At 52.5% G+C, this 9638-nt stretch carries 8 protein-coding genes; 2 read left to right on the top strand and 6 right to left on the bottom strand.

Features of this window, described 5'->3' with window-relative positions; translation table 11 throughout:
* The 5 genes from ACYVKQ_RS07760 to ACYVKQ_RS07740 form a co-directional block, all read right to left on the bottom strand.
* The coding region (locus ACYVKQ_RS07760) for a hypothetical protein (protein ID WP_460577313.1) at positions 1 to 442 on the bottom strand (442 nt) is incomplete at its 3' end.
* Positions 423 to 1448 carry a CBASS cGAMP synthase gene (locus tag ACYVKQ_RS07755; protein ID WP_460577311.1) on the bottom strand — a complete coding sequence of 342 codons (1026 nt, stop codon included), beginning with the start codon at positions 1446 to 1448 and terminating at the stop codon, positions 423 to 425. The genes ACYVKQ_RS07755 and ACYVKQ_RS07760, both read right to left, overlap by 20 nt.
* A gap of 16 nt (positions 1449 to 1464) precedes the next feature.
* Positions 1465 to 2526, bottom strand: a complete 1062-nt coding sequence (locus ACYVKQ_RS07750) for a CBASS cGAMP-activated phospholipase (RefSeq protein ID WP_460577309.1) — start codon at positions 2524 to 2526, stop codon at positions 1465 to 1467.
* A 321-nt stretch (positions 2527 to 2847) separates the two neighbouring features.
* Positions 2848 to 3984 carry a hypothetical protein gene (locus tag ACYVKQ_RS07745; protein ID WP_460577307.1) on the bottom strand — a complete coding sequence of 379 codons (1137 nt, stop codon included), beginning with the start codon at positions 3982 to 3984 and terminating at the stop codon, positions 2848 to 2850.
* 553 nt (positions 3985 to 4537) lie between these two features.
* A complete protein-coding gene (locus ACYVKQ_RS07740) occupies positions 4538 to 5920 on the bottom strand; it encodes a tyrosine-type recombinase/integrase (protein ID WP_460577305.1) in 1383 nt (460 codons plus the stop codon).
* Positions 5921 to 6057: 137 nt separating this feature from the next.
* Here ACYVKQ_RS07740 and recR point away from each other — a divergent pair, with 137 nt between their 5' ends.
* Positions 6058 to 6672: a recombination mediator RecR gene (gene recR / locus ACYVKQ_RS07735; protein WP_460577303.1), complete on the top strand. Its 615-nt coding sequence runs from the start codon at positions 6058 to 6060 to the stop codon at positions 6670 to 6672.
* Positions 6673 to 6710: 38 nt separating this feature from the next.
* Here the strand turns inward: recR and ACYVKQ_RS07730 are convergent, their stop codons facing one another.
* Positions 6711 to 7058, bottom strand: a complete 348-nt coding sequence (locus ACYVKQ_RS07730) for a hypothetical protein (RefSeq protein WP_460577301.1) — start codon at positions 7056 to 7058, stop codon at positions 6711 to 6713.
* A gap of 143 nt (positions 7059 to 7201) precedes the next feature.
* Here ACYVKQ_RS07730 and pta point away from each other — a divergent pair, with 143 nt between their 5' ends.
* Positions 7202 to 9295, top strand: coding sequence for a phosphate acetyltransferase (gene pta / locus ACYVKQ_RS07725; protein WP_460577299.1), 2094 nt, complete (start codon positions 7202 to 7204; stop codon positions 9293 to 9295).
* Positions 9296 to 9638: the final 343 nt, after the last annotated feature.

Below are 9638 nucleotides of genomic sequence, written 5' to 3'. Positions count from 1 at the left end.
ACTGCCACACCGCGTACATGTCATGCCCCAAGATACAGATAGCTATGAGGTTGTAGCAATGCCGGTATAATTCATAATACACTATCCATTCGGCAATCCAAGGAATGATTTTGTCATAGATGTGGTGAGTTCCATACGACCAAGACAAGTCGCCAGGGTAATAAAGGCAGAGACTATCATCGGCGTAAACATGTGTGTGTTTATTCATTTCAATTGGAGGGTCGAGTATATGAACCTTTGGTGCCATGGGAGGGGTATAGGTAATTTCGGTTTTGTATAATTTGTCAGATGTTGGCGAAGGAATAGCGTAGATACAGCGAAGCATAGTCCTGGTCAGATTGAATTTGAACCTAGGGTAGTGTTTTGCGATTAACGCCTTCTCTCTATGGAGAATGGCATAAGTATCCCAGTGTTTTGTAAGGTCAGCTTTCGCCTTGGCCATAAAAGCGGTGAGATTGATTAGGAACTCCAGGGTTAGCATTGCTAACGATGGTGACATTTGCACTAGTTACTGCTGCTCCTGAAGAAAGAACTTTAGCTATGCTTCGGAGTGTGTTCTCATTCGCAGTAACGTCCTCATCGGCTCCGAGGGGAAACCTGCTGCCGAGGTGTTTGCTCCAGAGTTCACTTGCTGCTAACTGGTTATCTTCATCGTTAATAGCGTATTCAGCATCTTCAATAAAGGTTTTTATGCAGTCAAAGAAGTTCTGTTTTACAGTCTCAGAGTATTTTGCTAGTAAATCGTCGTAGGGGACTGTAGGCATAGTGCATTGCCAAGAGTTGTTAACGTCGTCATGGATAGATTTCAGAAGGTTCAATAAAGCAACATCGTCTCTGGTGTCGGAGATGAAGTTGCGTTGCGCGAGAACAGTCATGCACAGGCCACTAGGCATTTTGTGAGACATGGTGTCACACCAGGACTTCAAGTACTTAATCAGTCGCACTAATTGACCATTTGCGTCTTTTTTGCCTTCAAACCACTCTATGAAATCCCTGGGGTCACTTAATTGCCAATCTTCGTTCTTGACTGCTATATGGGGATGGTTATCCGTCTCTGCTATGTAGTACACTGGTAAATCTATATGGTAGAGGTTCCTATAGATAACACGTAAGCATTTTTTTCGGTGTTCCGCGCCTCCGTCGGTTTGTTCGCAAACAGCATCATACACCCAGTTCTGCAACGTGGTGCCTGTTTCCTTAGGCTTGTCACCTTCAAAGTAGATGCCATCGTCTAAATCACATGTGTCGTCACTATTCCTAATCATAGTGCCGAGCTTCATGGAACCCTGGGTGAAAAACACAGGCGCGAAGTCAGGATGGTTTTCTTTGAAATACTCTTTGATTAAGCGACGTAATTCCTTTCTGGATTTCTTTAATGCCGTAAGCTTTGAAGGTAAAATGTTCAGCTTGCCGTCAAAGTCCAGAAATAGCTTGTTGCAATTAGCCATGGTGTTGCACTAGGAGTTACTGGATGGGGAAACAGGGTTGGAATATTGGAGCCTCTGTTGAGAAAAAGTCATTCATGACGTACGGGCTTCTCTCCTGGAAAGAACGAGTTGCTTTTTGGCAAATGGTATCAAGCTTCTTTACAGATGTTTCATCAAGCCTTATTGCCTCGTTTTGCTCCATTTGGAACTGAATGCGTTCGTATTTGAATAGCGGAGTTCCTGTGTCATGGATGTTATGACTCAATACTTGCACCGTGTTGTGAATCATTTCTGACTGAGCCTGGAACATGGCTTCTAAAATTCGCTTTTTCCTCACCCAGTAGTAGGCTCCCCAAGCTTTAATATCACGGGTTTCCTTATAAGGCAATTGGCCTGTGCCGATTGATAATAATTTGATGTCATTCCATGCAATATTCATAAAGCGGTGAGCTTCTGTTAATCCAATTAGTGAGGGATTGTTAGCAAAAATGCCTCCGTCAACGTTGTTCTTTATTTCTACTTTGTGATGAGAGTCAAAGGTCTGATACTTGATAGTATAAGGGTCAAAATAAATTGGTGCTGCTGCACTGCTCATGCACACCTGATAAGCAGGTACATGATAATTGAGTTTGAAACGTTCGTGGTGACATGTTTTGTAAACGTTGACCTCTCCTTTAGGTGCATTGAAGGCCGGAATACACACTCGGGTCTTAGCATGGCCCAGGCGGGTATCACCATGCGGACTGTATTTGGAGAACTTTTCTCGGAGTATGGTTTCTAGCGCTAGGTTATCATTCAAGGAGTAGAAAACCTTCTTAATGCCTCTTCTAGGAGTCCCAAAAATATTTTTGGCCTCTGTGAGGTATAAATCTTCAATCTCCGCGGCTGGCATTCCTAGTGCCAAGCCCATAGCTATAATGCTTCCAGTGGAGGTACCACAGATTAGGTCAAAATACTTGTATATGGAGCTGTCCTTTTTCTCTAGCTGAAGCTGGTGTTCCACATGCGAAAGGAAACGTGCAGGGTATATTCCCCTTATGCCGCCTCCGTCGATAGATAGTATTCTAAAAGGACGGCTGTTAACTTCTGGTGCTGACATGGCTAACGGTGTTAGGCGTTGCAATGGCAAAATACGGATTATCAGTCACTAAAGGCGGTATTAGTCAGGTATACACTAACTAAATTAGCTGTGTTTAGGGGTAACTATCTGATATTAAGTTTTTTATATTGATATTTTGCTGGCGTTGAACTTCGTAATGAACTGAGTTGGACGGGTTCTCAGTGCTTAGTTGCCATGCTCTCTGCGGAACTCCGTAGCTTGAGCTACAGGTGTATAAAAGCAGCAAGCCCCGCCTTAGGTGCGAGGCGAGGCTTTGCTATAGCTATCAGCTTTGAACTAGTGAAACTTACTCGTTGGTAACTAAGCCCCTGGATTTCTTGGGGCTGCGAGTTGGTGTGTGACTCGGGTAACAAGCCCTAGGGTTCGCTGCAACATGTCGTTGCTCTGTGACTGCCATTGGCGGTAAAGCTTTCGGTAATTCTTCATCCGTTCGCTCACTGTCTGGGGGCGTGAATACGAGTACTTGGTGAAGGACTCCAGCTTGTTCATGTCCATGTGCATTGCCATCATGAGGGCGAAATCCTTTTGCTGCTTTGGGTCTAACTGAAGCAGAAAGAGGCCGAAGGCGTTGGCGTTAGGTATTGCCTCGGTGTTGAGGTCGGTTGCGGCGATTGGTAGGAGTTGTTGCATTTCGTCGGTGATTTCTTTCCAAATGTTCAGTAACGGGGTCTCCGGGCTTTCCAGGACTTCCAACAGGTAGGGACGTCGGGGCTTTCGTTTTTCACCAGGAGGATAGGTGTGAGTTGGTAGCTTGAAGAACTCCCTGATTTTGTGCTCTGATTTGGCCTCCAACTCAAAACGCTGCATGTGCTCGAACTGGGCAGCCACGGTGCCAGCATTGGGGAGCGAGTCTCGGAACGAAGCGTTACGGGGTAGGCGGAACTCGTGGGCTTTATCATAAATCTTCAGCAGGTGCTTGCGCTGCTTCGTGGAAACCTGACGGACGAAGTGGATGGTTTTGAGCGCATCGCCCTTCTTAAAAGGTTCGAGCTTGTACCGGCCCGATGGAACAGCTTGGAGCACTAGTGTTTTCTGGAACTCATCGTTCGGGGCTTCTATACGCTTGTCCTCGGTAACCGCCAAGGAGGATAGACGTGCATAACGCAAGGCCCGCGGGTCCACATGGATTATCATTGCCCTGTTAAGGAGTTCCAGGGCGTCGTAGATGTTACCTCGGTGCAGAAGTTCGGGGTAGCGTTGCCCTAGCAACTTGGCTCCGATTTCAATCCAGTAGCGATTCTTAGAGGGTTCCCACTTAATCAGAGTTAATCCGAATACACTGGAATAGTCTCGCAGCTCGTAAAAAACGAAACCATCGGCAGTAGCTTTTTCGATGAATAGGCTCGGCTGTAGTTGTTCTACGTAATGAGCCGGTACATCAAATAGCAGCCGGTCAAAGCGGTTAGGGTAGTAAAAGCGAAGTTCAGGGGTTTGCATGTGCAGTTGGCATGTGATTTAAGTGTGATTCGTGTCGGCCCTTATGGGTAAATAGGTAGCACGTCGGTAAACCGGCATTATTACCCATTTTGTCCGTTTGAGCGTTACGAGCCAAACATATCCTCACTGTTACCTACCGCGAAAACGAAAAAACAGCCCTCGTCTCATTTTATAAAAAATATCACAAATTTTATAAGCGGGGTCCCCGGAAATCATCTACCCGGCCATGTTTCACGGAGTAGAGCTGGATACGGCCTATGGGTTACCGTTAAATGCCGCCAGTAGGGGAGGGGAGGTACCTCGGAGGGAGTAGTAAAGTACCCCAGGGGGCGGGTAATAAGGCTAATAGGGAGCGTTTAGTGTGGTAAAGGGGTATATAAAAAAGTTCAGGAACAACCGTAGCGAATTGCACTACATGTCGTTCCTGAATCTGGGTAACTCCTTATTAATAGAGGTCCATAGCCGGTGCCTTGGAACTCCCACTACATGAGCTAGTGAGGCTCCCCGATAGGCAGGGGTAATAGCCTCTGTCTGAGAGCTAACCTCTCCGCCGCTACTCGAATAGCTTGTAGGCTTCGCGCTTCGCGTTATCTGCCTTGTGAGCGTAGTGCGCCTCCAGGGTTTTGGTATCGGCGTGGCCCAGCCACTCGGCTACAGTCATCAACGAAACTCCGCGGTCAATAGCGTTATTCGTGAACGTCTTCCGCCCGACATGTGACTTCAGCGCCTTCCATTTCGGACAGGTCTTCTTGACGATTTTCGAGCCTGAAGTGTGGGTTAGCGTGATTTCGGCGTGTAGCATCGGAATCTTCGCGCCGATAGCCCTCAGGGCCTGGTTATACTGGCTTTCATTGGGCCTGCTAAACGAGTAGTTGTTCCGTTCGAGGATGCTGATAGCTTTAGGAGTAAGTGGAACCCTGACTGTCTTGCGTCGCTTCTCTGTCTTCACCACTAGTACCTTGCCCTGCACGGTTTCACCAGCGTCGTTCCGGTATTCGGTTTCCTGAACATCGGCGCGTGTTACCAACAAGTCCGAGAAGCGTAGGCCGGTTTCGCAGGAAAACAGAAACAGTTCTCGGGTACGGTGCTGGCCTTTAGTGGTAATGTTGAGGTCTTCGATAGCCTGGAGTTCCGTAGGAGTCAAGTAGATAACGTTCTCGTCTTTCTCCGCCTTGACCACGTTGAACTTGCGCAGCCAGTTGGTATCAATTCCTAGTTCTTCAGCCAAGTGCTTGTAGACAGCTTTAAGGCGGATAAATGACTCGTTAATAGTGGAGTTGCGCAATCCCTTACGGATTAGATGCTGCTGGAAATCCTGGAAGAACTTCAGGTTCATATCCTTCATTTCCAGGTGGCGGTTGTACTCGGCCACCATCGTAGCGGTAACTCCGTAGTTCTTCAAGGTACCAGGGCGGATGTTGGGGTCTGCGGCTTTCTGAGCAATGAACTCCTTAATCATGTCCTGGAAGTATACCGGCTTATCTACAGCCGCTAGGCCTTCTGCTTGCTTTCTTCTCTCCAACTCGATTTCCATCTCCGCTAATTTTTCACGGAGAGCCTGTATATCGTTTTCGAGCTTCTGAATACTGAGTAACCTCCAATCCTGGGTTGCTTCGTGCCAGAGGGTTTTGGTGTCGTTCACTATCTGAAGCTCTACAACCCTCTCGCCGACTTCTTGAGCCAACAAAGGCAAGCCCGCAGTTTTCATGTTGCGGATAACCGTCTCGAAGTCCGCGACGGTAGCAGCTATCTTTGCGTTCTTCTCTGGAAAAAGAGTGTCCTTGGGACTGATTTTCCCGCTTTTGGTGTTAAAATGAGCTGGGTCTACCTGTACGCCCGTTGATTTCAAGGTTTCCGAGCCTTGCATGTCACGGAACACCACGTACACAGTGCCTAGGCCACTTTTTTTGCTGATACCCCGTACTTTGTAGAACATTTTGGAGAGTGAGCTAAGGACTTCCAGGAGGAGAATACAGGAAGTTACTTGGTCCCACAAACCTGTCCAAGATTAGTCCCACTTTCAGCTATTTTATTTTGATAAAATGCTGAAAATCAGTGGTAAAAAGAACATACATGGAATTTCCCTCCAAACTCATCGAAAACGCCGTGGGCGAGCTGGCCAAGCTGCCGGGCATCGGCCGCAAAACGGCTTTGCGCCTGGCGCTGCACCTGCTCAAGGCCGAAACCGATACCACCAGCTCCCTGGCCGAAGCGCTGGCCAAGATGCGCTTCGACATCCGCTACTGCGACACCTGCCACAACATCTCCGATACCCAGGAGTGCTCCATCTGCGCCAACCCGCTGCGCGACCATAGCACCGTCTGCGTCGTGTCGGACATCCGCGACGTCATTGCCATCGAAAATACCGGGCAGTACCAGGGCGTGTACCACGTGCTCGGCGGCGTCATCTCGCCCATCGAAGGCATCGGCCCGGCCGACCTGCACATCGAGCCCCTGGTGGACCGCGTGAAGGTCGACGGCTCCGAGGTCAAGGAAGTTATCCTGGCCATCAGCCCCACCATGGAAGGCGACACCACCGCCTTTTACCTCACCCGCCGTCTGCGCGAGTTTCCCGACGTGCACATCAGCTCCATTGCCCGCGGCATCCCGGTGGGCGGCGAGCTGGAGTACGCCGACGAAATTACCCTCGGCCGCTCCATCGTGGAGCGCCAGCGGCAGGCGCGCTAAGTACTCCGGCTACGCTGATTCGAACGGCCCCGTCTACCTCAGACGGGGCCGTTCAGCGTTTTGGGCGTGACCCACACGGTTTTGTGCTCGTAGGGCTCGATGCCCAGAATGCGTCCTTGGCCGACGGCGCGGGGAAAAGTGCCGAAGAAAATGGTGCTGCCGACCTGCAGGTAGGGCTCTAAGCCCGAGGGAATTATGGTGGCAATGCGGACCACGGCCGGCGTATCGGCGTGCAGCGACTCCGTCAGCTGAAACTCGGAAGGGGAGGAGCTGGGTGCCCCGAGGCCCCACAGCGACATGCGCCGGGGCCCGTGCAACGGGAAGCTGGACCACGCCGCGGTGGTGGCAAAAAAAGTGACTTCAGCGACCAGGGTGACGTTTGTCATGCTGCCGATGCGGCTGGATGGGGACTTTTGCGGCGCTTGCGGAGCAGCGGCTTAGTTCGACAAGCAAGCTAAATCTTCCGTAGTTACAGCCGAAGGCCGCGCTGCGCGGTTCTTCTGCTGTCACCCGAATTGCACCCTCCGGTATGACCAAAACCGTCTTCATTGCCTCCGCCGAGCCGTACAGCGGCAAGTCGCTCGTCACGCTGGGACTCGTGAACATGCTGCTCAGCAAAGCCCAGAAGGTAGGCTACTTCAAGCCCGTCATTAACACCGGCCCCGACGAGCGGCGCGACGCCCACATCGACACGGTGCTGCGCCACTTTCAACTGCCCACGGCCTACGAAGACACCTTTGCCTACTCCGGCGGAGAGGTGCTGCGCCTCATCGAAACCGACCGGCAGGGCGACATGCTCGACACCATCATCCGGCGCTACAAGCAGCTGGAGGAGCAGCACGATTTTGTGGTGGTGGAAGGCACCGATTTCGTGGGGCAGGGCACCGCGTTTGAGTTCGATCTGAACGTGACCATTGCCAAAAACCTGGGCGTGCCGGTGGTGCTGGTGGTATCGGGCGAGGGCAAAACTACGGCCCAGGTCATTGGCTCGGTGCTCACGGCCCTGCGCGGTTTTGAGGCCCGCGAGGTGCCGGTGCTCACGGTGGTGGCCAACAAGGTGCAGCCTGCCCAAGTGGCCGACGTGCAGGAACTGCTGCGCAGCCAGCTGCCGGCGGATACCATTCTATCGGTCATTCCCGAAGACAAAGCCCTGCTGAACCCCACCATGCGCGAAATCCACGAGGCGCTGGGCGGCAAGCTGCTCTTCGGCGAGGAGCTGCTGAGTAGCCAGGTCGATAACTTCGTGACCGGGGCCATGAACGTGCCCAACTTCCTGAACTACCTCAAGGAAAACGTGGTCATCGTGACGCCCGGCGACCGGGGCGACATCGTCATCTGCGCCTTGCAAGCCAACCTTTCGGCCAGCTACCCCAAGGTGGCGGGCATCGTACTCACGGCGGGCTGGGAACCGGAAGAGCCCATTCTGCGCCTACTGCGCGGGTTGCAGGGCGTTATGCCCATCATTGCAGTGCCCACTGGCACCTTCGAAACCAGCGCCCGGCTGGCGGCCGTTAAGTCGCGCCTCACGCCCGACAACCCCAAGAAGCTGCAGCTGGCCATCCGCACTTTCGAGCGGTACGTGGATGTGCCCGCCCTCAGCGAAAAGCTGGCCAGCTACCAGGCCGAGGGCATCACGCCGCACATGTTCCAGTACCGGCTCATGCAGTGGGCCAAGCAGCAGCGCCGCCACATCGTGCTGCCCGAGGGCAACGACGACCGGATTCTGCGCGCCGCCGCTATGCTCCTGCAGCAGGACATCGTGGACCTCACCATCCTGGGCAACCCTGCCGAAGTAGCCGCCTCGGCCAAACGCCTGGGCATTAACCTGCCGGTGGGCCACCTGCGCGTCATCGACCCGGTGCACTCGGCTTATTACGACGACTACGTGCAGACTTTTTACGAGCTGCGGAAGTCCAAGGGCGTGAACGAGGACATGGCTCGCGACCTGCTGCGTGACGTGTCCTACTTCGGCTCGATGATGGTGTTCAAGGGCCACGCCGACGGCATGGTATCTGGCGCGGTGCACACCACCCAGCACACCATCCGGCCGGCTCTGCAGTTCATCAAAACCAAGCCGGGCATTTCGTTGGTGTCATCGGTCTTCTTCATGTGCCTTCCCGACCGCGTGGCCGTGTTCGGCGACTGCGCCGTGAACCCCAACCCCACGGCCGAGCAGCTGGCCGAAATTGCCGTGTCGTCGGCCGAAAGTGCCCGGCGCTTCGGCGTGGAGCCCCGAGTGGCTATGCTGTCGTATTCCTCGGGCACCTCAGGCGAGGGCGCCGAAGTGGACAAGGTGCGCCGCGCCACCGAGTTGGTCCGCCAGCTGCGCCCGGATCTGCCGGTGGAAGGCCCCATTCAGTACGACGCCGCCGTGGACCCCATCGTGGGCCGGCAGAAGCTACCCGGCTCGGAAGTGGCCGGCCAAGCCAGCGTACTCATCTTCCCCGACCTGAATACTGGCAACAACACCTACAAAGCCGTGCAACGCGAAACCGGGGCGCTGGCCATCGGGCCGGTGCTGCAGGGACTAAATAAACCGGTAAATGACCTAAGCCGCGGCTGTACCGTGGATGATGTATTCAATACGGTGGTTATTACGGCTATTCAGAGCCAGGAAGGGTAACGGTTCAGGGATTTGCGTTCGGGCGAATTTTGAAGTAAAGAGTTTTGATTTATTGCTAAGGTTCGGTAGTAGCACAGAACTATAAGCTTGCACAACAGCCCGCCTGACGCAAAACCCTTGTTGTGTGCAGTTTATTCTATCAACATCCTCTTTCTCAAGAGTTCTTCAACAAGCGGCCGTGTGTATTTTATATCTGGGCTAACATTCTTGTCATCATTGGATCTGTAGTACTCGCCAGCATCAAAAGCTTCAAAACACTCCCACGCCACATCTGTAAATGGTGAGGTGGTCTAACGCGAGCGGACACGGAAGAGTCTTAACTTTCCCTGTCGATGCCAGACCA

This window comes from Hymenobacter coalescens (assembly GCF_054783195.1).
The sequence above is the reverse complement of the archived record's forward strand: the minus strand, read 5'-3'. Positions and strand labels throughout refer to the sequence as shown.

Coding starts and splice junctions, on each gene's coding strand:
- ACYVKQ_RS07755 (WP_460577311.1), bottom strand. CDS start 1,448: ATGGCTAATTGCAACAAGCTATTTCTGGACTTTGACGGCAAGCTGAAC.
- ACYVKQ_RS07750 (WP_460577309.1), bottom strand. CDS start 2,526: ATGTCAGCACCAGAAGTTAACAGCCGTCCTTTTAGAATACTATCTATC.
- ACYVKQ_RS07745 (WP_460577307.1), bottom strand. CDS start 3,984: ATGCAAACCCCTGAACTTCGCTTTTACTACCCTAACCGCTTTGACCGG.
- ACYVKQ_RS07740 (WP_460577305.1), bottom strand. CDS start 5,920: ATGTTCTACAAAGTACGGGGTATCAGCAAAAAAAGTGGCCTAGGCACT.
- recR (WP_460577303.1), top strand. CDS start 6,058: ATGGAATTTCCCTCCAAACTCATCGAAAACGCCGTGGGCGAGCTGGCC.
- ACYVKQ_RS07730 (WP_460577301.1), bottom strand. CDS start 7,058: ATGACAAACGTCACCCTGGTCGCTGAAGTCACTTTTTTTGCCACCACC.
- pta (WP_460577299.1), top strand. CDS start 7,202: ATGACCAAAACCGTCTTCATTGCCTCCGCCGAGCCGTACAGCGGCAAG.